We start from the raw sequence: 23,470 nt of genomic DNA, 5'->3' as shown, positions 1-23,470 counted from the left end.
AGGGAGAGCCCACCCCCACCCCGCCCAACCACCCAAAGAATCAGAGACCCCAGGCGCCCCAACAGCAGACCGAAACCCCGCCAGACCACCAACAGGTTCCCTGGCCCAGGCGCCCCACCCACACACCCCACGCCCACCCGACCACCCCCAAACCCAAACCCAAAGCCCCAAGGCGTCCCTGGGCGACGAACTTCGAGGGGAACGATCGGGCCCTCCTCCACAAGCCCACCGATCTCCACGAGCCCACCGACAGAACACCGTCTCCACCTCCGGCGGTCTAGCGTGGGGGCATGAGTGAACCACGTGTCGAACTCGTGCGCTCCTGGCGGGGCAAACCTCCCCGGGAACGTCAGGAGACCCGCAGGCGGCAACTCCTTGAGGCCGGTCTGGAGGTGTTCGGCACCGAAGGATTCCGCGCGGCCACGGTCGGCCGGATCTGCGGGGAGGCGGGCCTGACCAACCGCTACTTCTACGAGCACTTCACCGACCGGGAGGCCGCCTTGCGCGCGGTCTACGACGGCCTGGTCCACGAGGCTCTACAACGGATCTCGGAGCACTTGCAGGGTTCGGAGCCCTTGCAGGATGAGGAGGGCCCGTTGGAGGCACGGGTGATGGCGGCGGTCGACGCCTATCTCTCCTTCTCCATGGAGGATCCGCGTCGGCCCCGGGTGGTCTCGGTGGAGAGCGTGGGGGTGAGCCCCGCCATGGAGGAACACCGGCGAGGGGTGCGTCATCGGATCGCTGAGCTGTTCACGGAGGAGTACCGGCGCTCGGTCCGGATGGGCGCGTCGGTGGACCATCCCTTCGGCAAGCAGGCCCTGGCCCTGGTCGGCGCGGCCAACGAACTGGTCATCGACTGGGTGCTGAGCGACCGTTCCCACACCCGGGAGGAGCTGTTGGAGGACGTGGCCGGGGTGTTCGTACCGGTGTTGAGGGCACGGCGGACTTCTTGACACACGCATGTGTCAACTTGGATGATGCGGGTCACGCCCACATCCCTCGGAGGCACCCCATGGCACCGCGTTATGGCGACTACCAGCTGGAGATCTACCTCAACGGACTGACCGGGGTCCTGCCGAAGTACCCCATGACCGCCGCGGAGCTGGAGCGGAGGGCGAGGGAGGCACTGCCGCCGTCGATCTGGTCCTACGTCGCGGGTGGAGCGGGCGACGAGCACACCCAGGAGGCCAACGCCACCGCCTTCGAACGCTGGGGCCTGTACCCGCGCATGTTCGTGGGCGCCACCGATCGGGACACCTCGGTGAACCTGTGCGGGATCGAGTTGCCCTCCCCCGTGATGATGGCCCCGGTGGGCGTGGTGGGTCTGTGCGCGCAGGACGGGCACGGTGACCTGGCCACGGCGGATGCGGCGGCCAGGACGGGCGTTCCGATGATCGCCTCCACCCTGTCGCAGGACCCGATGGAGGAGGTCGCCGCCCGGTTCGGGGACACCCCCGGATTCTTCCAGCTCTACACGCCGACGGACCGGGAGCTGGCCCAGAGCCTGGTCCGGCGGGCGGAGCGGGCCGGCTTCCAGGGCATCGTGGTCACCATGGACACCTGGATCACCGGGTGGCGCCCGCGCGACCTGTCCACCTCGAACTTCCCGCAACTGCGCGGCCACTGCCTGGCCAACTACACCTCCGACCCGGTCTTCCGGGAACGTGTGGGCGAGGACGCGGCGCCCGACGCCGTGGTCGCGCACTGGGCCGGTATCTTCGGTAATCCGCTGACCTGGGACGACCTGGAGTGGCTGCGTTCGTTGACGGACCTGCCACTGATCGTCAAGGGGATCTGCCACCCCGACGACGCACGGCGTGCGGCGGACGGGGGCGTGGACGCCATCTACGTGTCCAACCATGGGGGCAGACAGGCCAACGGCGGCATTCCGGCACTGGAATGTCTGCCGGACGTGGCCGCCGCCACGGACCTGCCGGTCATCTTCGACTCGGGGGTGCGGTCGGGTTCGGACGTGGTCAAGGCCCTGGCCCTGGGCGCGACGACGGTCGCGGTGGGTCGCCCGTACGTGTACGGGCTGGCGTTGGGCGGAGCGGACGGGGTGGTCCACGTCCTGCGGTCGTTGCTGGCCGAGGCGGATCTGCTCATGGCGGTGGACGGCTACGGATCGCTCGCGGACCTGAACCCGTCGGCGCTCAAGGATCTGCGCTGACTCCGCACCGGACATGACGAAGGGCCGGCGCGTGGGCGCCGGCCCCTGGCGTCATCCGGGTGCCGAAGGCGGTCGATCACTCGACGTTGTGCTTTTCCAGGAACGTGTAGACGTCGTGTTCGTCCACGCCGGGGAAGGTGCCCGCGGGCAGTGCGGACAGCACGTGGGAGTGGGCGCGGGCCGAGGGCCACACGTTCCCCTCCCACTTGCCGGCCAGTTCCGCGGGCGGACGCACACAGCACTCTCCACTGGGGCAGTTGGACTTGGTGCGGTTGGTGGTCTCGCGCCCGCGGAACCAGCGCGACTCCTTGTAGGGCACGCCCAGGGTGATGGCGAAGTTGCGCTCACGGCTGGGGTCGACGTGCGCCACGCACCAATGGGTGCCGTTGGGCTTGTCGGTGTACTGGTAGTAGATCGAGTACCGGTCGGGTGACTGGAAGACCTGCCGCCCCGACCATTGGCGGCACATGCGCTGACCTTCGATGGCGCCCGAGTCGTCGGTGGGGAAGACGAGCCCGTCGTTCTCGTAGGCCTTGTAGATGATGCCGGTCTCGTCGTTGCGGATGAAGTGGCAGACCAGGTCCAGGTGGCGGTGGGCCAGGTTGGTGAACCGGTGCGCGGCCATCTCGTAGGAGACGGAGTAGACGTCGCGCAGGTCCTCCACGGACAGGTCGCGGGCCTGCTTGGCCTCTTGGAGGTAGGTGACGGCGGTGGACTCGGGGATGAGCACGGCCGCGGCGAAGTAGTTGGCCTCCACCCGCTGACGGAGGAAGTCGCCGAAGTCGCGGGGCTGGTCGTGCCCGAGGATCACGTGGCCGAGGGTCTGTAGGAGGATCGTGCGCGGGCTGTGCATGCCCAGGCTGGTCTCGCGCTTGAGGTAGATGCGCCGGTTGACGTGGTCGGTGAGGGAACGCACCGAGCGCGGCAGGTCCTGCACGTACTTCAGGGAGAAGCCGTGGTGGGTGGCGATCGCGAGGATCTGTCCCTGGGAGATGGGTCCCGCCGTGTAGTTGACGGCGTCGAGGGTCTCGGCGGCGGCGCGCTCGATGTTCTCGAAGTAGTTGCCTCGCTCGCGCATCTGCCGACGCAGGTCGGCGTTGGCCCGCCGGGCCTCCTCCGGGGTGGCGGTCGGCTTGGCGTTGCGCCGCTTGAGCTCGTCGTAGAGACCGACGATGTGTTCTAGGACGTCGTTGGGGACCCTCTTGCCGACCTTCAGGTGCGGGAGGTTGAGGCCTTGGTAGAGGGAGTCACGCTGGGCCTCCTCGACGGAGATCTCCAGCTGCGCCCGACGGCTCGGGGGCTGCTTGGAGAGAAGTTCTTCGATGGACACCCCGAGGGCCGCGGCCAGGGACGTGAGGAGAGAGAGCTTGGGCTCACGTTTCCCGTTCTCCAGCAGCGAGAGCTGAGAGGGAGCACGCCCCACGCGTTCTCCCAGGTCGGAGAGGGTCATCCCGCGTGCGCGACGGAGATGACGGAGCCTCTGACCAAAGGTGACGAGATCTAGGTCACCTGTCAAAGACGGTATTTCTTCAGCACCAAAGTACGCCATGGCTTCATCTTACGGAAAGAATCGACGATCTTCACCCAAAATCGAGTGGAAAAGTCTTGGATCTTCACCAAGAATCATAGTTACCGGCGGGGAACTTACCGCCCAGGGCTCAGCCCCTGGCCCTGGAAGGACCTCCCTCGACCGGTGTGAACACCTTGGGGACTACACGAAGGCGGGAACGAACATGAGCACCAGCGCTCGTCGTCAGGAAGCCAGCGCCGCGCTCCAGCGCGACTGGGAGACCAACGCTCGTTGGGCGGGCATCGAGCGGACCTACTCCGCCGACGACGTGGTCAAGCTGCGCGGTTCGGTCACCGAGGAGCACACCCTGGCCCGCCGAGGCGCCGAGCGCCTGTGGGACCTGCTCCACACCGAGGACTACGTCAACAGCCTCGGCGCCCTGACCGGCAACCAGGCCGTCCAGCAGGTCCGCGCGGGACTGAAGGCCATCTACCTCTCCGGGTGGCAGGTCGCGGCCGACGCCAACCTCGGCGGCCACACCTACCCCGACCAGAGCCTCTACCCGGCCAACTCGGTCCCGTCCGTGGTCCGTCGCATCAACAACGCGCTCCTGCGCGCCGACCAGATCACCTGGTCCGAGGGTGACGACAGCGCCCCCGAGTGGCTCGCCCCGATCGTCGCCGACGCCGAAGCCGGCTTCGGTGGCACCCTCAACGCCTACGAGCTGATGAAGGGCATGATCGCCGCCGGCGCCTCCGGCGTCCACTGGGAGGACCAGCTGGCCTCCGAGAAGAAGTGCGGTCACCTGGGCGGCAAGGTCCTCATCCCGACCGGCCAGCACGTCAAGACCCTGAACGCGGCCCGTCTCGCCGCGGACGTCGCCGGCGTCCCGTCCCTGGTCATCGCGCGGACCGACGCCCAGGCCGCGACCTTGATCACCAGCGACGTCGACGAGCGCGACCAGCCCTACATCACCGGCGAGCGCACCGCGGAGGGCTTCTACCGCTTCCGCAACGGCGTCGACGCCTGCGTCGCCCGTGGTCTGGCCTACGCGCCGCACTCCGACCTGCTCTGGATGGAGACCGCGACCCCGGACCTGGAGGTCGCCCGCGACTTCGCCGAGCGCATCAAGGCCGAGTACCCGGACCAGATGCTGGCCTACAACTGCTCGCCGTCCTTCAACTGGAAGCGTCACCTGGACGACGCGACCATCGCGAAGTTCCAGCGCGAGCTGGGCCACATGGGCTACAAGTTCCAGTTCATCACCCTGGCGGGCTTCCACTCGCTCAACTACTCGATGTTCAACCTGGCCAAGGGCTACGCCCAGAACGGGATGACGTCGTACGTCGAGCTTCAGGAGGCCGAGTTCGCGGCGGAGGCCCAGGGCTACACCGCGACCCGCCACCAGCGCGAGGTCGGCACCGGCTACTTCGACGCCATCAGCACGACCATCTCCCCCGAGGCCAGCACCACGGCCCTCACCGGTTCCACCGAGGAAGACCAGTTCTCAGAGGCTCACTGAGTCCGGTCTTCGTTTCCTCAGAGGTCGTCCCACCCCGCTTTCGTGGCTGGGGCGGGGCGGGACGACCTCTCCCCCCTAGCCGTCGGCCATACGCGGTCCGTGTCACACGCGTATGGCCGACGGCTTTTTCCGTGTGCGGACGGGGTGCCGGGGGCCGGAGCGATCGCGGGTGTCGAATTCGGGGCGGGGGCGGGGACGGGGACGGCGTCCTCGCCCCATCCCCCACCCGCACGTTCCCACGGGCACCATCGGCCACGCGGGTACATTCGACTCGTGACCGACAGAACCCACCAGGACCCGAGCGAACCCGCCCCTTCTCCGGCCGCCCCCGCAACGGCCGAGACCACGATCCCGAACCTGCTGCCCGATCGCTCCCTGCTTCGCTGGGAGATCCTGTGCGTGCTCGCCCTGTCCCTGGGCGCCGCCGCGGTCTCGGCGACCATCACCTTCCTCGGGGTGCTCACCGCACCGGAGTCGATGGCCGACCAGACCGCGAACCTGATCCGCTCGCGCGCGGAGAACCGACCCTGGCTGGACCTGTCGTTCCAGTTGTACGCGGTGGTCTTCGCCTTGGCCCCGGTCGCGTTGGTGGTCTACCTGCTACACCGGACCGGGGAGTCGGCGCGCACCGTGGGCTTCGACCGGCACCGCCCCTGGTTCGACACCTGGAGCGGAGTACTGCTCGCGGCGGCGATCGGTGCCGGTGGCCTGGTCGTGTATCTGGTGTCGTGGCAGCTGGGGCTGACCCGCACCATCGTGCCCAGCACCCTGGAGGGCCACTGGTGGGAGATGCCGGTGCTGATCCTGCAGGCCCTGAAGAACGGGGTCCTGGAGGAGGTGATCGTGGTCGGGTACCTGCTGCACCGGCTCGGCCGACTGGGTTGGTCGCCGTGGAAGGCGGTGCTGGCGAGCTCGGTGCTGCGGGCGTTCTACCACCTGTATCAGGGCGTGGGCATGTTCTTCGGGAACCTGATGATGGGGCTGGTGTTCGGCTGGTTCTACCTGCGTTACGGGCGGGTGATGCCGCTGGTGGTGGCGCACACGGTGATCGACATCGTGGCGTTCGTGGGCGCCGTGTACCTGATCGGTCGCTTCGACTGGCTGCCGATGTGATGCGTTCCGACCCCGGTCGTCAGCGCGGGGCGCGTCGGTAGGTGAGTCGACGCAGCAGGGTCTCGGCGGGGCCGCGCGTCCCGGCGCGGTCCATCCGCTGCGCCGCCACCACGGTGAGCAGCCAGGTGGCGAGGGCCACCAGCGCCGCCGACCAGCTCGACAGGTACACGCCCAGGCCCAGTCCCCACGCCGCCAGGAACGGGGCGAACACCAGCGACTGGGCGAGATAACCGCTGAGCGAGCGGCGTCCCAGGGCGACCATCGCTCGGATCGGAAGCGACTCTCGATCCCGGCGGGTGTCGATCCGGTGGGCGATGAGTCCGAAGAGGGCGGCGTAGCCCACCCCGGCGAAGATCCCGGTGTAGAAGTGCGCGCCGCCCAGGGCGGCTTCGGGGACGGCGTCGATGAGTCCGAGATGGCCCAGGGCAGCCGCGACACCCGTGGTCCAGCCGAGCAGGATGCCCACGAACGCGGTCCGACGCAGCAGCGACAGGTGCCGGGCGGGCTCCTCCAGAACGCGGTGTCGGGCCGCGAGGAGCCCGATGAGGAAGGCCGTGGGCAGGGCGAGGGTGAACAGGCCGGAGAGCAGGGTGAACAGCCAGGTGGGGAAGCGGACCGCGGCGGAGGTCGCGTAGTCGGCCTCGGCGATGCTGAGCCGTTGCAGGTCGGCGGGCATGGGGCCGGAAGAGTCCACGAGCAGCCCGGAGACGGTCGAGACGGTCGTGGCCAGGGCGCCCAGGGTCAGCAGGACCACCACCCACACGCGCAGGGTCCGGTCGGTGCGGCCCAGGAACAGCGGGACCATGATCAGCCCGATGAGTCCGTAGACGCCGACGATGTCGCCCTGCCACAGCAAGGTGGCGTGCACCGCCCCGAGGAGGATCATCCACAGGTGCCGGCGGCGCAGGAGTCGTCGGGCCGCCTCAGGGCTCGTACCGCGCGCCGTCTGTCGCGCGTACATCTGTCCGACCCCGTAGGCGAACAGGAACCCGAACATGGTGTGGGTGCGGGCGTCCACGACGGTCACGGTCAGGGCCTGGACGATCCGGTCGGCGATCCCTCCGTCGGCGGGGTGCAGCATGGTCGCGCCCACGGGGGCGTCGTAGAGGAACCAGGGCACGTGGGCCAGGGCGATGAGCAGCAGCATCGCGCCGCGGGCCAGGTCCGGGGCCAGGGCGCGTTCGGCGACCGGGGTCGACGTGGCGGGAGTGGGGATGGTCTCGGTACGGCGGAGTGTCATGGTGATGGGCTCCGGGTCGAGGGTTCGGAGGTCATGTGGTCACCGTCTCCCGTCGGGGGCGGTCCCGGGCAGTGCTTCCACGTCACCCTTCACCCATGACTCCCGTGGGGGCGCGTCCATGACGTGACGTCACTGGTCGGGCCACCGGCCGGGATGTCATGGGTTCGTGGCAGGCTCCCGTGCATGGACGTGACCTTGCAGGTGACCATCGACTGCGCCGAGCCGCGAAGGCTCGTGGACTTCTGGTGCCGGGCACTGGGCTACGTGCCCGAGCCACCGCCCGAAGGGGCACGCCACCTGGCGGGAGCACTGGGCGGCGATGGGGATACCGGAGGAGGAGCTGCCCGGGGACGCCGGGGAGACCCCGGAGTCGATCGTCGACCCGGCCGGTCGGGGGCCACGGGTGTGGTTCCAGCAGGTGCCCGAACCCAAGGTGGTCAAGAACCGGGTGCACCCGGATCTGAAGGTCGGAGGTGGGCGTCGGGTGCCCTTGTCCGAACGCGTCCGGCGGGTCACGGCCGTGGTCGAACGGTCGACCGCCGCGGGCGGCACCGTGCTCAGGGTCCTGGACCACCCGGAGACGGAGTACTACGCGGTGGTGCTCCAGGACCCCGAGGGCAACGAGTTCTGCGTGGTGTGAGTACGCGGACGCCGTGCTCAGCGGGGTGGTTCCCAGCCGAAAAGGTGGAAGTGGCCGTAGCGGACGTTGAGACGTCGGACGTCGATGACCGTTGTGTTCGACGTGCTCCGATTACAGCCTTCACGGCGCTCAGCGGGCAGTGTCACCGTGTCAGGAGCCGACCGTGACTTTCCCCGGTGCGGGGGCATGACGTGGTGTCACTGGTGACGGCGGTGGGCGGGCTGAATACTGGGCCCGGTCACACAACCTGGAAGGTCACCCACGATGTCCGAACAGACCGAGGCGACACCACGTGATCTGCGCAGGCTCAACGTCAGCGTCGTGACGGCGGCGCTGTCCGCCACCGGCGCGTTGTTGGTGATCACCGACGCCGAGGTCTGGTGGCACGCCCTCCTACTGGCGATAGGCCTGGCCACGGCGTTGTTCACCGTCAACCGGTCGGCGACGGACGAGCGGTTGACGGTCCTGGTTCCGGGTCTGGTGGTGACCGCCGTGGTGTGGGCGGTCGGGATCCTGGTGGCCGAGACCCTGTCGGCGTCCTTCGGGCCGGCCATCGTCGGGACGTTGTTCGTCCAACGGCTTCCCCGGCATCGGCGTGCGGCGACCGTGCTCTTGATCGGCTTGGGTGTGGTGGTGCTCGCCGCCATGCCTTTGACCCTGGGCCTGTCCCCCTTTGAGTTGCTCACCCACAGTGTGGCCACCGCGTGCGTCGCGATCACGGGAAGCGTCCTGACGTCCCTCGTCCAGGTGATGTCCGGACTCGTGGACGAGCTGGAACGGTCCCGCCGGCGCGAGGCCGACCTGGCGGTGTCCCGTGAAAGGGTGCGGTTCGCCGGCGACCTGCACGACATCCAGGGGCACACCCTGCACGTGGTGAAGCTGAAGGTGGCGCTGGCCCGCAAGCTGCTGGGCCGCGACCAGGGGCGGCAGGACCGGGAACGGGCCGACCGGGAGCTGGGCGAGGTGTACGAGCTGGTCGGTGACACCATCTCCCGGACCAAGGAACTCGCCCACGCCCAGCGGCGACTCAACCTGTCCGCGGAACTGGAGAACGCCGGCAACCTCTTCGAGGCCGCGGGGATCCGGGTCTCCGTCGAACGCCGCAACGAGGTCGATCCGAGAGTAGGCGAGATACTCGGCCAGGTGCTGCGGGAGACGACCACCAACATCCTGCGGCACGCCCAGGCGGAACGGGTCCGGATCACGTTGACGGAACGCGGCATCTCCATCATCAACGACGGCGCGCGGACCGGACCCGTCACCGAGCTGCGCGGGCTGGCGGCGCTCCGCGCACGCGTGATCGATCTGGGTGGGGAGTTGGTCGTGGAGCGCTCCGACGAGGACTTCCTGACCGAGGCGACCTTTCCCGCCCCTGGCGCCTCTCTCAGCGATGATTCGGACACCGTTTCGGACATAACCGCCCGATCTTGGAGGGATGCTCGATGACCACCGTGGTCCTGGCCGACGATGAGGCCCTACTGCGTTCGGCGCTGGCGGCGTTGCTGCCCATGGAGGAGGAGATCACCGTGCTCGCGGAGGCCGAGGAGGGTGGGGCGGCGGTGGAGGCGACCCTGCGGCACCGGCCCGACGTGCTCGTCATCGACCTGGAGATGCCCGGGGTCGACGGTCTGGACGCGGTGGCGCGGATCCGCCGGGAGCTACCGGAGCAGGTGGTCCTCATGCTCACCCGGCACGCCCGCCCCGGGGTACTGCGTCGTGCCCTGAAGCTCGGTGTACAGGGGTTCGTCAGCAAGTCGGCGGAACCGGCGCACATCGCCTCGGTCGTGCGGAGCCTGCACGAGGGGCGCCGGTGGATCGACCCGGACGTGTCGGCCCGGGCGGTCATCGACGACAACCCGCTCACCGCCCGGGAGGTCGACGTGCTGCGGGTGACCGGCGATGGCTATTCCGTCGCGGAGATCGCCGGGCGGTTGCACCTGGCCCAGGGCACGGTACGCAACTACCTGTCGAGCGCGATGCGGAAGACGCAGACCCGGACACGGCATCAGGCCGCCCGCTACGCCCGAGAACACGATTGGCTCTAGACGGTCGGTCGGGTGCGGGCCTCTCGTTCGGCGATGACGTCCTCCAGGTAGCGGGGACGCCCCACCAGCAGACCCACGGCGAGGTTGAGGAGGACCAGGCCGATGATCATGATCATCGGCGCGTGCCAGCCGCCCGAGACCTCGTGCAGCATCCCGAAGAGGAAGGGCCCGGCGCCACCCAGCAGGTAGCCGAGGCTCTGGCTGGACGCGGACATGGCCGCGGTCCCCTCGGCGGTGCGGGTGCGCACGGCGAAGATGGTCAGGGCCAAGACGAAGCTGCCCATGCCCACGCCGATGAGGGTGGTCCACACCCAGGTGCCCGACAGCGGCGAGACCCACAGGCCGATGAACCCGACAAGGTAGGCGACGACGAACAGCACCACGAAGGGGCGTTGGTCGCGCACGCGCACGATGAGGGTGGGCATCACCAGGGACATGGGAATGCCCAGGGCGGTCAGGTAGGCCAGCATCACCCCGGCGGACTGGGCGTCCATGCCCTGGTCGCGCAGCATCTGGGCGAACCAGCCGAACATGATGTAGGCGATGGAGGACTGGGTACCAAAGTACACCACTCCTTGCCGGCCCAGGCCGGTGGACAGGACCCGACGCGGTCCGATCGCGCGGCCGCTCCCGCCCGTGGCGGGTTCGTGGCGCAGGACCAACAGCCAGGGCAGTACGGCGACCAGCCCGAAGAGCGCGTAGACCCCGATGGCCACACGCCACTCACCGGTGGCCTCCTCCAGGGGCACGGTGACGGCGGCGGCGATGGCGGTACCGACGGCCAGGCCGGTGGTGTAGACGGTGGTCATCAGACCGACCCGGTGCGGGAAGTGCTGCTTGACCAGGGCGGGGAGGATGACGTTGCCGATGGCGCCACCGGTCAGCGCGACGACGCTCAGGGCGAGGAACAACCAGGGTTCGGGTGCCAGGGCGCGGGCGACGAGACCGAGGGTGAGCGCGCTCAGCGCGTACACGAGCAGGTGGTGGGAGCCGAGTCGGCGGGCGAGGGTGGGGGTGAGCCCGCCCAGGAGCGCGAAACACAGTACGGGCAGGGTCGTGAGCAGGCCGGCGCCCACCGCGCTCATGCCCAGACCACTCGTGACCTCGTCCAGGACGGGTCCGACGCTGGTGATGGCGGTACGGAGGTTGAGTGCGGCCAGTGCGATGGCCACGGCGACCAGGAGCAAGGCCTTGCGTGGAAGCGCGGAGGCGGTTTCGGTCCTGGCCGCGGCGGTGTTTTCGGTGGGTGTTGTGCGCGCAGGGGTGGCGCTCATGGGACGCGGCTCACATAATTGTAGGATGACCCTATGTACTTCATGAGGATAACGCATTGCCCGTGAGGGCCTATTCCCATGCCCGACTGGTCTAGGCTCCCTCCTTAACCGTTCCATACCTGTGCGCTGGCCCTGTCATCCGGCGACCCGCCCCTAGGAGGTTTACGCGTGCCCCTCGCCTCTACACGCCGGACCGGTCTGGTCGACCAGGTCATCAGCCAGCTAAGAGCCCAGATCGACTCCGGTGAATGGGGTGTGGGCGACCGTATCCCCACCGAATCGGAACTGTCCGAACAGCTCGAAGTCGGTCGCAACACCGTCCGCGAAGCGGTTCGGGCCTTGGCCCACGCGGGCCTGTTGGAGATCCGTCAGGGCGCCGGCACCTTCGTGCGCGCCTCCAGCGAGCTCGGTGGTGCCCTGCGCAGGCGCCTGGAGCGCTCCCGTGTGCGGGAGAACCTGGAGGTACGGCGCGCCCTGGAGGTGGAGGCGGCGCGTCTGGCGGCGATGCGCCACACCGAGGAGGACATGGTCGACATCGATCGGGCCATGGCCCTGCGCGAGGAGGCGTGGCGCGGCCGCGACATGGGCGCGTTCGTGGAGGCGGACTTCACCTTCCACCGGGCGGTGGTCAACGCCACCCACAACACCCTGCTCATCGACCTGTACGACGACATCGCCCAGGTGGTCTACGCGAGCATCGCGCACACCGCCTACGAGCAGAGCGACGAGGCCGCCGAGCAGCCTTCCTCCGCCACCGAGGGGATAGACCACAGCAAGCTGACCGAGGCCGTTCGCGACGCGGACCCGATCCGGGCCGCCCGTGAGGCCACCTGTTACCTCGACGAGTTGCTGTCCCTGGCCGAGGACTGACACCGCACCGCACCGCGCGTACGAGGGCCCCGGGACCGAACACGGAGCGTGTCGTCCCGAGGCCCTCGTTTCGTCCTCGACGCCCTTCTCAGTGGTCCCCGCCGTAGACGTCGGTGACCGTCGAGAAGGAGCCGCGGCGCGACCGCATCGCCGGGTGCTCGCCGCCGCGCGCGTCCCGGCGCGGGTTGAGCGCGCGGGGGCGGCCGCGGCGGGCGGTGAGGTCGCCGGGAAGATCGGGGGCCTCCTCCCAGCCCGTGACCCGCGAGGGGTCCAGGCCCAGCAGGTCCAAGGTGCTCGCCCCCTCGCTCACGGCGTCGATGATCTCGCGTTCGCGGGAGATGCTGCTCATGGTGTCGGCGATGATGGCGCTGACCTGGCCGCGCGGGAGACAGACCACTCCGTCGTCGTCGGCGACGATCCAGTCGCCGCGGCGGATCGACAGTGGGACGGGGCCGGCCGCCTCCATGGTGATCTGGTGGCCCACCGAACCACCGGCGTCGTGCCCGGCCTCGCGGACCGAGACCCCCGTGCCGAAGACGGGGAGTTCGCAGTGGGCGATGGCGGCGACGTCGCGCACGCATCCCTCCAGGACGATCCCGACGATGCCCTTGGTACGGGCGGCCACGGCGAGGATCTCGTCCACGTAGCCGTACTCGGATTCGCCGGAGACGTCCACGATGAGCGCGGAACCGGGTGGGGCCTGGGCGACGGCCACGTGCAGCGCGAGGTTGTCCCCCGGAGAGCAGCGGACCGGGAAGGCGGTCGCGGCGAACGCGGCTCCCGGCCAGACGGAGAAGAGGTGGGTACCGAACGGTCGGCCCCCGCTTCGGGCCAGTGCCACCGTTCCCACAGCCGTCAACGTCTTCGCAAGCGCCATGTCAGCCTCCATTACACCCGCGCCCGGTGCGGCCGGCTCGAACCGACCTCCTCCATACTCACGGGTAACTTAAGCGTGACGCAAGCCATACAGGCGGGAAAGACGTAAAATGTTACCGGTGGTTACACGGATGGCCCGAACGACACCCGTTCTCACACGGCCGCACCACCCGTCGCGCCGACGGCGGCCACCGCGTCCAGTGCCGCCCGCGCCGCCGCCACGTCGTGCACCCGGAACACCCGCGCGCCCTCCCGAGCCGAGACCGCCAACGTGGCGAGCGTGCCCTCTCCTCGATCGGTCAGACCGACCCCCAGGGTCTCCCCCACGAAGTCCTTGTTGGAGACCGCCACCAGGACCGGCCAGCCGGTCGCGGCGAGTTCGCCCAACCGTCGGGTCAGCTCCAACGACTGATAGGTGTTCTTGCCGAAGTCGTGCGTGGGGTCGATCATCACCCCGTCGGGCCGCACCCCCAGGGAGACCGCGCGTTCGGCCAGGGCGCACACCCCGGAGACCACGTCGGCGACGACGTCGTCGTAGTGGACCCGATGCGGGTCGGTGCGCGGGGCCAGGCCGCCGCTGTGACTGCACACCAGTCCGGTGCCGTACTCGGCGGCCACCCGCGCCAGGTCGGGGTCGGCCCCGGCCCAGGTGTCGTTGATCATGTCCGCGCCGGCCTCCGCGCACGCGCGCCCCACCCGCGCGCGCCAGGTGTCCACGGAGATCACCACGTCGGGGTGGCGCTCGCGCAACTCCCCTACGAACGGGACCGTGCGGCGGATCTCCTCGTCCTCGTCCACCACGGCGCCGTAACCGGCCTTGACCCCGCCCACGTCGATGACGTCCACCCCCGCCGCCACGGCGTGGTCGGCGGAGGCCAACGCGGCCTCCAGGGCGTAGGTCGCGCCCCGGTCGTAGAAGGAGTCGGGGGTCCGGTTGATCACCCCCATCACCGCGTACCGGTTCCCCTCGTACGTGTGTGAACGCAGTCGCAGTGTCCCTGTTCCCTCCGGCACCGCCGGAGCACCTGTCACCATGGCTCCATCCTGGGCCATGGTCGAACACGGTGGCCAACCGGTATCGGTGCCGGAAGGGTCGGGTGCGGGCGTCTCAGCTCTGGTTCCAGGCCGCCGGACGTTCACCGCCGCGACGTTCCTTGTGCACCCGTAGGTGCTCCCAGGTCTCCACGTGACCGACACCCATGGTGGAGCGGATGGTCTCCAGTGCCTCCACCAGGCGGAAACGATCGGGTGCGGTGAGTCTGCCGACCACGTCGTAGCGCCCGAACCCGCTGGCGAGGAAGGAGACTCGGGCCATGTTGGCCAGGGCGCTGCCCAGCGCGTCGGCGTCGCCCCGACAGTGCAGACCGAAGCCGAGCTGTTCGTTGGAGCCCGCCGCCGTGGGGTCGACCAGGGCGGTCACGTGCACCACCCCGGAGTCGAGCAGACGCACCACCCGGGAGCGGGCCGCCGCCTGGGACAGTCCCACCTGACGCGCCAGGTCCGCGTACGAAGCCCTGCCGTCCTTGAGGAGTCTGCGGACCAGGCGCCAATCCAGCGCGTCCAGTTCGATGTCGTGGAGCTCCCTCACGCTGCTGTGGGCGTCCTTGTACACCGCGTTGGCCCGGAAGACCTCCGCGCCCTCCACACCCGGCAGCGAACGCAGGTGGGCCATCTCCTTGGTGAGCGCGGCGTCATCGGCCACGCGCACCTGTGCCACCGCGGGGAAGCGCCCCGCGGTCTGGGCCGCGAAGGTCACCGCCTCCCGCTCCTCCAGAGCCTCCAGGGCCGGTTCGACCGGTCCACCGATCCGGAAGGACACGTGGCCCAAGACCTCCATGCCCACCACGCCGGCGTGCAGCACGCCCACGATCCGGATCGCCCCTGATTGAACGAGTTGCCGCACGCGAGCGCGCACCGCGGTCCGTGACAGACCGACACCGTCGGCCAGTGCCTGGAAGGTCGCTCTGCCGTCCCCCTGCAACGCGCGCATGAGCGCCGCGTCAACCGCATCGAGCACGATGCCTGCCTTTCGTTCCCATGTCGTCGTCCATTCCCCCGAACGACGCCCCCTCCTCCGGCCAGATCATCGCAGTTGTGGAGCCTCTCGTACTACAGATCGCCAAAGAAATCGGCTCATTCACCCCTTTGACCGGCCCGAGACGGGTAGCCAAAACCCCATCGGGTACCTCTCGACCACATAACAGACTTGTATAGAACATCCCTCGAGACGGGTACGCAGTGCATACAACCTCCGCAAAGCGCCACACTGAACGGGCGGGCTCGGGTGAGGCCCCGGAGAACGCAGGGGGACCATGGGATCCCGGCACGGTGATCTCGGCGTGAGCGGTCGGAACCGTGGGGACGTTCACGGGCGTAAAACCCATGAGAGGCACAACCGAAGGTGAGCGCCACCCGGAATCGTGGTGTGGGCACAGGAACCAGTACGGGGCGGACCCGACCGCCCCTTGGTGTGAGAGGAATGCCGGTGGCAGCGGAGGACGAGCGGCGGGATGAGGCGCCCGAGCACCAGAGCGGACGCCCGAGCACGGGTGGGGCGCTGCTGTGGACCGCCGTGTCGGTTCCCTTCCCCGGAGCGGCTCATTTGCGCATGGGGCGACGCAAGGCGGGCTCCTTGATCCTGGGCCTCTACCTCCTGGGGGTCATCGCCCTGGGACTGTGGGCCTACCGATTGGGCGCGCACGAGTCCGGCACCATGACGGTGCTGGCCGGAATGGCCGTACAGGACATCTGGTTGTTGGGCGCGATGGGCGTGGTGTTCGTCGTCGCGGTGGTGTGGATGAGCGTGATCGTCCATTCCTGGGTGATCACCCGTCCCGAGGGCAAGGGGCGCAGCCGGCGGATGATCGGCGCCATGACCGTGCTGGTGCTGTGCCTTGCCGTGGCCGCGCCCTCCGCGTGGGCGCTGCACGCCGGATACACCGCCTACGAGACGTTGGGGTCGGTGTTCGGCGCGCCCGAACGCGAGGACCTGCCCCCGCACGACGCGGCCGACCCCTGGTACGGGGCCGAGCGGATCAACGTGCTGCTGATCGGCTCGGACTCGGGCGACAACCGCTACGGTACGCGCACCGACACGATGATGGTGGCGAGCGTGGACACCGACACCGGTGACACCATGCTCGTGGGCATGCCGCGCAACCTGGAGGACGTCCACTTCCCCGAGGACAGCGCCTTGGCCGAGCGCTACCCGGAGCCCTATGGGTTCGACCTGCTGCTCAACGACGTCTACCAGACGATCGCCGAGGAACCCGACGAGCTCGCGATGAACCCCATCGCCCCGGACCCGGCCGCGGACACCCTCAAGAAGGTGATCGCCTACAACCTGGACCTGGAGGTGGACTACTACGCCATGGTCGACATGATGGGCTTTCGGGACCTGATCGACGCCGTGGGCGGCGTCCAGGTGCGCATCGACGAGCCCATCCCCTATGGCGTACACGGCGGTGTTCTGGAGCCGGGTCTCCAGCGGCTGAACGGACACGACGCCCTTTGGTACGGCCGGTCCCGGGTCAACAGCGACGACTACGGGCGGATGGGCCGCCAGGGTTGTCTGATCAAGTACGTCGCCGAGCAGGTGGAGCCCACCACGGTCCTCACCAGCTACCGGCGCCTGGCCGGGGCCACCAAGCGGACCCTGACCACCGACATCCCCCAGTCCAAGGTGCCGGCCTTCATCGAGCTGGCCGACCTGGTCACCGACGAGGGTTCCATGAGCGCCTTCCAGCTCTCCCCGCCCCAGGTCAACACCGCCGCCCCGGACTGGGAGGAGATCCAGCGGCTGGTCCAGGAGGCCATCGACGGCAGCACCGAGGGCGACGAGCTGCCGGACGAGTCCTCCGAGGGGGCCACCGGTGAGGAGGACGAGGAGTCCTCCGAGGAGCGGTCGGGGCAGGAGTCCGAGGACGAGCGGACCGAGTGGCAGGACTACACCGGTCTGGACGAGGAGTCTCCGGCCGACCCGGGCCGACAGGTCGGCGCGGAGGCCGGCGACCTCGACGCGCTGTGCCCCTGATCCGAGGCCCCAAACCCCCTTCGGTGCGGTGACCGGTCCCGGCCGTTCACCGCACCGAGCGTTGCCACCACCTCGACCGTGTGTGACGCTGACGCCGTGACCGCAGCGCAGCTTTGGACCCTCGTAGCCCTCGGCGCCTTCCACGGACTGCACCCCGGCATGGGTTGGTTGCTCGCGGTCGGTCGTGGCCTCCAGGAGGGCGGGCGCGCCCAGGTGCTACGCGCGTTGCCGGCGATCGCGGTGGGCCACGCCGGCAGTGTGGCGGTGGCCGCGGTGGCGATCACGGTGACCGGTTCGGTGACGGCCTCGGTGCTGTTCCCGGTGCTGGGCGGCGCGGTGATCGTGCTCGTGGGGTTGGTGATGTTGCTGTCCCGGCGGCACTTCCACTGGCGTGAGGTGCGGCTTCCGCTGTGGCAGCTGACCGCCTGGTCGTTCCTGATGGCCTCGGCGCACGGCGCGGGTCTGATGCTGATGCCGGTGTTGGCGGGCGGACTCTCCCACACCCACGTGGACGGTGGTGGCCACGGCGACCATGGCGGACACGGTGCGCTGTCGGCGGCCGAGGGAGGCGGACCGGTGGATCCGGGATCGGCCACGGCCGAGACCGGGACGGCCGGCGCGGCGGAGATGGTCGAGGGTTCCTGGAGCCTGTGGGACGCCACGCTGCTCGGGTTGGCGGCGACCGGGGTGCACACCCTGGCCATGTTCGCGGCCGCGGGGGTGGCGGCGCTCATCGCCTACGACTTCCTGGGGGTGCACGCCCTGCGATGGAAGGGGGTGACCATGGACCGGATCTGGGCCCTCACCCTCGTCCTGGGCGGGGCCTTCGTCCTGTGGTCGGTGCTGTGATCGGTCGGTGCCGTTGTCGTGGGCGGTTTCGCCCGGGCCGCTGACTTTGATTCCGGCCACAGTCGGGAATGACTCGAATGTCCACTGTGTCCAATAGACGAAGTGCCTCTTCTTCGAGGCCACCAGACACGTGCGCCAGGGACGAGAAGGTGACCGACCGGTCGCCCGCCCTCGGCGTGGAGGGGCAGAGTCCATGACGCACAGAGCCGCCGCACCCGGACGCCGCTGGCACGGGGTGATCCTGTCGACGGCGATCCTGGCCGCGCTCGCCGTGGTCGCGGTCCTTGGCGCCCGGTGGGTGGTGCACAACCAGGAGAAGGTCTTCCCCGTCTCGACGCCGTGGGGACCGGACTGTTCGGTCTGGGTCGGCGACGACCAGGTCCGGCTCGACCGCGACCAGGCGCAACGGGCCACCACGGCGGCGGCGGTCATCGCCCAGGGCGAGGACGCCCCGGTCGAACGGCCCGACGTGGAGGACATCCCGGACGAGGTGATGCGGGTGCTCGTCGAGGGCCCGGAAGATGACGCCGGACCCTCACTGACCTGCCGTTACGGTGGCGAAGAGGTCGAGTTCGAGGAGGAGAGGCCCTCCGGCATGACCCCGCGCACCGAGACCCTCAAGGCGGGCGTTGAGGAGCACTTCTCCGACACCAGCATCGGCGGTTACGTGGCCGGTGGCTACGACTCCGGCCACGGCGAGGGGTCGGCGCACTACGAGGGCCGCGCGCTCGACATCTTCTACCGGCCGGTCACCGAGGACAACCGCCGACAGGGGTGGCTGATGGCGCACTGGCTCATCGCGCACGCCCCCGACTTCCAGGTCGACGTGATCATCTTCGACGACAAGATCTGGAGCACCCGCTACCCGTCGCTGGGGTGGCGCCACTACGAGGCCGACCCCGACAACGAGATCCTGCGCCACCTGGACCACGTGCACGTGGACGTGCTGCGCGGACCGGACCCCGACGAGGCCTGATCCTCACGAAGAGGGGTCGAGGAGGACACGGGGAAGGGCCCGGACCGATCTTGGGCGGATCTCCAGCGGTGGTCGCGGGCCCCTCTCGTCGGCTCGGGCCGGGCCGGTTCAGTCCTCCAGCCGGAAACCGAGCTTGAGACCCACCTGGAAGTGGGCGACCTGGCCGTCCTCGATGTGTCCGCGGACCTGGGTGACCTCGAACCAGTCGAGCCCGCGCAGCGTGGTCGAGGCCCGTTGGACGCCGTTGCGGATGGCCTGGTCGATCCCGTCCGGCGAAGTGCCGACGATCTCGGTGACGCGGTAGGTGTGGTCGGTCATCGGTGGACCCCCTGCGTAGTCGGTTACGGGGGCGGCGCGGACGCGGCCCCCGTTCCCTGCGTCCCCCCGATCCACCGTGGTCACACGTGGCCGTGAGAGGTGACCGATTCGTCCCGGATCCCCTTCCGAAACCGGGGATCCTCGACCTTTGCCGACCTTTTCCGGGGGCCTTGACCCCGGGTGGGTCCGGATTGACCCGAGTGCCGCGATGGCCTCAGGGGAACACAGGGACACAAGTGGGGGCGAAGTGTCAGATTAGTCCTGACCTGGGACTTAGGACTCTACGTCGACGGGACTCTCCCGAGACAACGTCGTAACTGACTCTTGACGTACCCCGGGGGGCGGCGGTGTACATTGGGATATAGCGCTTCGGTCCCCCGTCGGAGCGCGCGGCGATGTTCCGAGCCCCCGTTGGAACATCGCATGCGACGCCGGGTGGTTTGCCCCCGTAACCACCCGGCGTCGCTTTTTGTCCACGCTCGGGCGGTGGATACCCGCCCGTGGCCGTGGCTTGACCATCAGATCCGCTTCGTCTCCTGGGGTTCGGCATTGAGTGAGACCACGACGAACGCGCACTGCTCCCGAAGGGGTTGTCGCGCTCCGGCCGACTGGGCCCTGGTGTGGAACAACCCCAAGCTGCACACCCCCGACCGCCGCAAGGTGTGGGTGGCCTGCGACGAACACCGGGAGTACCTGGCGAACTTCCTGGGCATGCGCGGTTTCCTGCGCGAGACCGTTCCCATGGACGAGTTCGAGGGCTGATCGCCCCGGGTCTTGGAGCCGGTGTCCCCACGAACCGGGTCGTGGATCGCGCGCGGCCAGGGTCGGGTTCAGGCGTCGGTGGGCTTCTCCAGGTTCGCGCGTGCTCGACTGAGGGCCTCCGGCGTGTCCACGTCGAAGGCGTCAGGGGCTCCGGGCAGCGGAACGTGCGCGGGCTCCAAGGGGCCGAGCAGTCCGTGGAGCGATCGCCGTGTGTAGGCGGCCAGCGCCTCACGAAGAACGTCGGTGCGCCACAGTCCGGTGAGCCACTGTTGGCGCCCCGAGGCGTCCACCAGCACCGCACCGTTCGCGGGTCCGGCGGCGTGGGCCAGGGCGGCGAGATGCTCCGGACGCAGATAGGGCAGGTCGGCGGCGAGCAACACACACCAGGGGGCGCGCACGTTCGGCAGGCCCACGCGCAGGGCCGGCACCGGGCCGGCCCCCGGCGGGTCCTCGCGAACGTAGGAGGCCCGCGGCCGATGCCGTTCGGGTCCGACCACGGTGACGCCGGCCTCGGGGTCGTGCGCGCGCACGGTGGCGGCGACGTGTTCCAACAGGGTGCGTCCGGCGATGGTCAGACCGGGTTTGTCGAGCCCGCCCATGCGGGTCGCCGCTCCCCCGGCCAGGATCACCGCGTCCAGGTGTTCGCTCACGCCCCCAGCATGCCCTACGGCTCAGCCCTTGACGCAGACGACCTGGCGCAGGTGGGCCGCCACCTGGACGAGGTCGGTCTGAGCCTCGATCACCGATTCGAGGTCCTTGTAGGCGGCGGGGATCTCGTCCACGACGCCCCGGTCCTTGCGGCACTCCACGCCCTTGGTCTGTTCGACCAGGTCGGCCTCGGTGAAGGTCCTGCGCGCCTTGTTGCGGCTCATCCGACGCCCCGCCCCGTGGGAGGCGGAGTTGAACGAGGCCGGGTTGCCCAGCCCCTTCACGATGTAGGTCCCAGTGGCCATACTGCCCGGAATAATGCCGAATTCGCCCGAACCGGCGCGGATGGCGCCCTTTCGGGTGACGAGCACGTCCACCCCGTCGTAGGTCTCTTCGGCCACGTAGTTGTGGTGGCAGGAGATCCACTGCTCGAAGGTGGTGCCCGGGACCTGGTCGGCCAGGACCCGGCAGGCCAGGCCCATCATGACGTCGCGGTTGCGGCGCGCGTAGTCCTGGGCCCAGAACAGGTCGCGCCGGTAGGCGTCCATCTCCGGGGTCCCGGACAGGAACACCGCCAGGTCGCGGTCGGGCAGGTCCTGGTTGTGCGGCAGCGTCTGGGCCCGGCCGATGTGGTGGTCGGCGAGTTCCTTGCCGATGTTGCGCGACCCCGAGTGCAGGACCAGCCACACGTTCCGGTCGTCGTCCAGGCACACTTCGAGGAAGTGGTTGCCGCCGCCCAGGGTCCCCATCTGGCGACGGGCGCGCTCGTTGCGGGGGTGGACGGCCTCGGCCAGGTCGTCGAAGCCGGCCCAGAAGGTGTCCCAGCCGGAACTGCGCAGGCCGGGAACGCGGGCGGGGTCGACGGGCTCGTCGTGGGCGTGGAAACCGACCGGGATGGTCGCCTCCAGCGCCGAGCGCAGGGCACTCAGGTCGTCGGGCAGGTGCTCGGCCTTCAGCCCGGTGCGCACCGCGGTCATGCCACAGCCGATGTCGACGCCGACCGCGGCGGGGCTGACGGCGTCTCGCATCGCGATCACCGAACCCACCGTGGCGCCCTTGCCGTAGTGGACGTCGGGCATGACGGCCAGGCCGTGGGTCCAGGGCATGCGGGTGACGTTGCGCAGCTGCTCCATGGCGGCGGACTCGACCCCGTCCGGGTCGGCCCACATACGGATCGGCACTCGTTCACCGGGAACCTCGGTGTAAGACATGGGGCCACCCCCTTTCGTGTCGGTCCCGGGGGCACCGGTCGGCGCCCCCGGGACATCAAGCCAGAACGGGAGGTCGGAGGCGATCGAATATTCGCGGTCGCCGGTCGGGTCGGGCGCGTCAGCCGCCGATCGCGGACATCGGGCGGGCCGGTTGCAGGAAACTGGGGTCGTTGATGCCGTGGCCGGGCAGTTTGCTCGCCACGGCGGCCTTCCAGCGTTGGGCGATCTCGTCGTCGGTGGCGCCCTCGCGCAGGGGCGTGCGCAGGTCCGACTCCTCGCGGGCGAATAGACAGTTGCGGATCTGGCCGTCGGCGGTCAGGCGTACCCGGTCACAGGCCCCGCAGAAGGGGCGGGTCACCGATCCGATGACGCCGACGGTGGCGGTGCGACCATCGGGGAAGTTCGCGCCCCGTACGTGGAACAGCTCGGCCGGGGCGCTGCCCCGGGTGTCGGCGTCGGCGGCTTCGAGGCCGAACTCGGCCTCCAACCGCTGGAGGATCTCGTCGGCGGTGATCATGTTGTCGCGCCGCCAGCCGTGTTGGGCGTCCAGCGGCATCTGCTCGATGAAGCGCAGTTCGTAGCCGCGTTCGATGCAAAAACGCAGCAGGGCGGGCGCTTCGTGGTCGTTGATGTCGCGCATGAGCACGGTGTTGACCTTGACGGGGGTGAGACCGGCTTCCGCGGCGGCGGCCATCCCCTCCAGGACGTCGTCCAGACGACGGCGTCGGGCGAGCTTCTCGAACACGACGGGGTCGAGGGTGTCGAGGGATACGTTGACCCGGTCCAGCCCGGCCTCGGCGAGCGCGGGGGCCATTCGGGCGAGCCCGATGCCGTTGGTGGTCAGGGCGGTGCGCGGGCGGGGCTCGTGTTCGGTGGTGCCGGCGACGATGCCGGGCAGGCCGCGCCGTAGTAGGGGCTCGCCACCGGTGAAACGGACCTCGTCGATGCCCAGTCGAGTCGTCCCGATACGGACCAGTCGCAGGAGTTCGTCGTCGGTGAGCAGTTCCGGTTTGGGCAGCCACTCCAGGCCCTCAGCAGGCATGCAGTAGGTACATCTGAGGTTGCAGCGGTCGGTGAGCGAGACCCTCAGGTCGGTCGCCACGCGCCCATAGGAGTCGGACAGCACAGGCGGTCACCCTCTCCAGTATGAATTGCCGAGTAGGCGGTACGCCAATTTGCACCCACCCGAGGGATACCCACTCGACAGCGTAGAAGATCCACTTTCACGGTGAGTAGCCCTGATCGCACCTTTTGCCGCATTTCGTCGGTGACCACCAGGATTTCCGCCTATGTGTGGATCTTCACCCCAAGGAGCAACGCGAATCGTTGTCCGAACGTTTCCCAAGAACCGCTTCATGTGGCCTCTCGGCGGCCGGGCGGGCACCGCGGGTGATGACATCGCCGTACCCGATG

Annotated in this window: 22 protein-coding genes and 1 pseudogene; 13 read left to right on the top strand and 10 right to left on the bottom strand. The window is 69.2% G+C overall.

Translation table 11 applies throughout. The features are described 5' to 3' along the window. Positions 1 to 290: 290 nt before the first annotated feature. Both NLI01S_RS18120 and NLI01S_RS18115 read left to right on the top strand, forming a co-directional pair. Complete coding sequence (locus NLI01S_RS18120; protein ID WP_067606155.1) at positions 291 to 953, top strand: TetR/AcrR family transcriptional regulator; 663 nt, start codon at positions 291 to 293, stop codon at positions 951 to 953. A gap of 59 nt (positions 954 to 1,012) precedes the next feature. Continuing rightward, complete coding sequence (locus NLI01S_RS18115; RefSeq protein ID WP_067606154.1) at positions 1,013 to 2,170, top strand: alpha-hydroxy-acid oxidizing protein; 1,158 nt, start codon at positions 1,013 to 1,015, stop codon at positions 2,168 to 2,170. Between the two features lie 76 nt (positions 2,171 to 2,246). Here NLI01S_RS18115 and NLI01S_RS18110 read toward each other — a convergent pair whose 3' ends face one another. Continuing rightward, the gene (locus NLI01S_RS18110) at positions 2,247 to 3,686 is read right to left on the bottom strand and encodes a helix-turn-helix domain-containing protein (protein WP_084392692.1); all 1,440 of its coding nucleotides are present in this window, start codon (positions 3,684 to 3,686) and stop codon (positions 2,247 to 2,249) included. Between the two features lie 217 nt (positions 3,687 to 3,903). Here NLI01S_RS18110 and aceA point away from each other — a divergent pair, with 217 nt between their 5' ends. Continuing rightward, positions 3,904 to 5,202: an isocitrate lyase gene (aceA, locus tag NLI01S_RS18105; protein ID WP_067606151.1), complete on the top strand. Its 1,299-nt coding sequence runs from the start codon at positions 3,904 to 3,906 to the stop codon at positions 5,200 to 5,202. A 273-nt stretch (positions 5,203 to 5,475) separates the two neighbouring features. After that, positions 5,476 to 6,315, top strand: coding sequence for a CPBP family intramembrane glutamic endopeptidase (locus NLI01S_RS18100; RefSeq protein WP_067606149.1), 840 nt, complete (start codon positions 5,476 to 5,478; stop codon positions 6,313 to 6,315). Positions 6,316 to 6,334: 19 nt separating this feature from the next. Here NLI01S_RS18100 and NLI01S_RS18095 read toward each other — a convergent pair whose 3' ends face one another. Further along, positions 6,335 to 7,555, bottom strand: a complete 1,221-nt coding sequence (locus NLI01S_RS18095; protein ID WP_067606147.1) for a DUF418 domain-containing protein — start codon at positions 7,553 to 7,555, stop codon at positions 6,335 to 6,337. A gap of 153 nt (positions 7,556 to 7,708) precedes the next feature. Between NLI01S_RS18095 and NLI01S_RS26615 the strand changes: the two are divergent. The 4 genes and pseudogenes from NLI01S_RS26615 to NLI01S_RS18080 form a co-directional block, all read left to right on the top strand. Then, positions 7,709 to 7,825: pseudogene (locus tag NLI01S_RS26615) on the top strand (VOC family protein); the annotation flags it as partial. A gap of 49 nt (positions 7,826 to 7,874) precedes the next feature. After that, the gene (locus tag NLI01S_RS18090) at positions 7,875 to 8,195 is read left to right on the top strand and encodes a VOC family protein (RefSeq protein ID WP_263363334.1); all 321 of its coding nucleotides are present in this window, start codon (positions 7,875 to 7,877) and stop codon (positions 8,193 to 8,195) included. Between the two features lie 264 nt (positions 8,196 to 8,459). Next, entirely contained in the window at positions 8,460 to 9,641 is a 1,182-nt protein-coding gene (locus NLI01S_RS18085) for a sensor histidine kinase (protein ID WP_067606144.1), read from the top strand. Beyond that, positions 9,638 to 10,240, top strand: coding sequence for a response regulator transcription factor (locus tag NLI01S_RS18080; RefSeq protein ID WP_067606142.1), 603 nt, complete (start codon positions 9,638 to 9,640; stop codon positions 10,238 to 10,240). The genes NLI01S_RS18085 and NLI01S_RS18080 overlap by 4 nt, the downstream gene beginning before the upstream one ends. Here NLI01S_RS18080 and NLI01S_RS18075 read toward each other — a convergent pair. After that, positions 10,237 to 11,514 (bottom strand): CynX/NimT family MFS transporter, encoded by a 1,278-nt coding sequence (locus tag NLI01S_RS18075; protein ID WP_067606140.1) that lies wholly within the window; start codon positions 11,512 to 11,514, stop codon positions 10,237 to 10,239. The two genes, NLI01S_RS18080 and NLI01S_RS18075, sit on opposite strands and share 4 nt — an antisense overlap. 168 nt (positions 11,515 to 11,682) lie before the next feature. Here NLI01S_RS18075 and NLI01S_RS18070 point away from each other — a divergent pair, with 168 nt between their 5' ends. Continuing rightward, complete coding sequence (locus tag NLI01S_RS18070) at positions 11,683 to 12,384, top strand: FadR/GntR family transcriptional regulator (RefSeq protein ID WP_067606138.1); 702 nt, start codon at positions 11,683 to 11,685, stop codon at positions 12,382 to 12,384. 88 nt (positions 12,385 to 12,472) lie between these two features. Here the strand turns inward: NLI01S_RS18070 and NLI01S_RS18065 are convergent, their stop codons facing one another. From NLI01S_RS18065 to NLI01S_RS18055, 3 genes are all read right to left on the bottom strand, one after another. Then, positions 12,473 to 13,234: an RraA family protein gene (locus NLI01S_RS18065; RefSeq protein WP_067606136.1), complete on the bottom strand. Its 762-nt coding sequence runs from the start codon at positions 13,232 to 13,234 to the stop codon at positions 12,473 to 12,475. A gap of 179 nt (positions 13,235 to 13,413) precedes the next feature. Further along, positions 13,414 to 14,295: a dihydropteroate synthase gene (folP, locus tag NLI01S_RS18060; protein WP_190318511.1), complete on the bottom strand. Its 882-nt coding sequence runs from the start codon at positions 14,293 to 14,295 to the stop codon at positions 13,414 to 13,416. A gap of 73 nt (positions 14,296 to 14,368) precedes the next feature. Next, entirely contained in the window at positions 14,369 to 15,277 is a 909-nt protein-coding gene (locus NLI01S_RS18055) for an Lrp/AsnC family transcriptional regulator (protein ID WP_067606134.1), read from the bottom strand. Positions 15,278 to 15,745: 468 nt separating this feature from the next. On the opposite strand from NLI01S_RS18055, the gene NLI01S_RS18050 reads away from it, so the two are divergent. The 3 genes from NLI01S_RS18050 (at position 15,746) to NLI01S_RS18040 (ending at position 19,118) form a co-directional block, all read left to right on the top strand. After that, positions 15,746 to 17,293 (top strand): LCP family protein, encoded by a 1,548-nt coding sequence (locus tag NLI01S_RS18050; RefSeq protein ID WP_067606132.1) that lies wholly within the window; start codon positions 15,746 to 15,748, stop codon positions 17,291 to 17,293. Positions 17,294 to 17,389: 96 nt separating this feature from the next. Further along, entirely contained in the window at positions 17,390 to 18,142 is a 753-nt protein-coding gene (locus tag NLI01S_RS18045) for a cell wall anchor protein (RefSeq protein ID WP_067606158.1), read from the top strand. A gap of 193 nt (positions 18,143 to 18,335) precedes the next feature. Next, positions 18,336 to 19,118: a hypothetical protein gene (locus tag NLI01S_RS18040; RefSeq protein ID WP_067606130.1), complete on the top strand. Its 783-nt coding sequence runs from the start codon at positions 18,336 to 18,338 to the stop codon at positions 19,116 to 19,118. 108 nt (positions 19,119 to 19,226) lie between these two features. Here the strand turns inward: NLI01S_RS18040 and NLI01S_RS18035 are convergent, their stop codons facing one another. Continuing rightward, a complete protein-coding gene (locus NLI01S_RS18035; protein WP_067606128.1) occupies positions 19,227 to 19,436 on the bottom strand; it encodes a dodecin in 210 nt (69 codons plus the stop codon). Positions 19,437 to 19,985: 549 nt separating this feature from the next. Between NLI01S_RS18035 and NLI01S_RS25375 the strand changes: the two genes are divergently transcribed. Continuing rightward, positions 19,986 to 20,198, top strand: coding sequence for a hypothetical protein (locus NLI01S_RS25375; RefSeq protein WP_084392691.1), 213 nt, complete (start codon positions 19,986 to 19,988; stop codon positions 20,196 to 20,198). Between the two features lie 68 nt (positions 20,199 to 20,266). On the opposite strand, the gene mobA is transcribed toward NLI01S_RS25375, so the two are convergent. From mobA to moaA, 3 genes are all read right to left on the bottom strand, one after another. Further along, positions 20,267 to 20,848, bottom strand: coding sequence for a molybdenum cofactor guanylyltransferase (gene mobA / locus NLI01S_RS18030; RefSeq protein WP_067606126.1), 582 nt, complete (start codon positions 20,846 to 20,848; stop codon positions 20,267 to 20,269). A gap of 21 nt (positions 20,849 to 20,869) precedes the next feature. Continuing rightward, entirely contained in the window at positions 20,870 to 22,057 is a 1,188-nt protein-coding gene (locus NLI01S_RS18025; RefSeq protein WP_067606124.1) for an RtcB family protein, read from the bottom strand. A gap of 118 nt (positions 22,058 to 22,175) precedes the next feature. Continuing rightward, positions 22,176 to 23,183 (bottom strand): GTP 3',8-cyclase MoaA, encoded by a 1,008-nt coding sequence (gene moaA, locus NLI01S_RS18020; protein WP_084392689.1) that lies wholly within the window; start codon positions 23,181 to 23,183, stop codon positions 22,176 to 22,178. Positions 23,184 to 23,470 lie beyond the last annotated feature (287 nt).

The organism is Nocardiopsis listeri NBRC 13360, from assembly GCF_001570765.1.
Lineage (GTDB): Bacteria > Actinomycetota > Actinomycetes > Streptosporangiales > Streptosporangiaceae > Nocardiopsis > Nocardiopsis listeri.
Note: the sequence above shows the minus strand (reverse complement) of the source record. Positions and strands in the feature narration are given on the sequence as shown.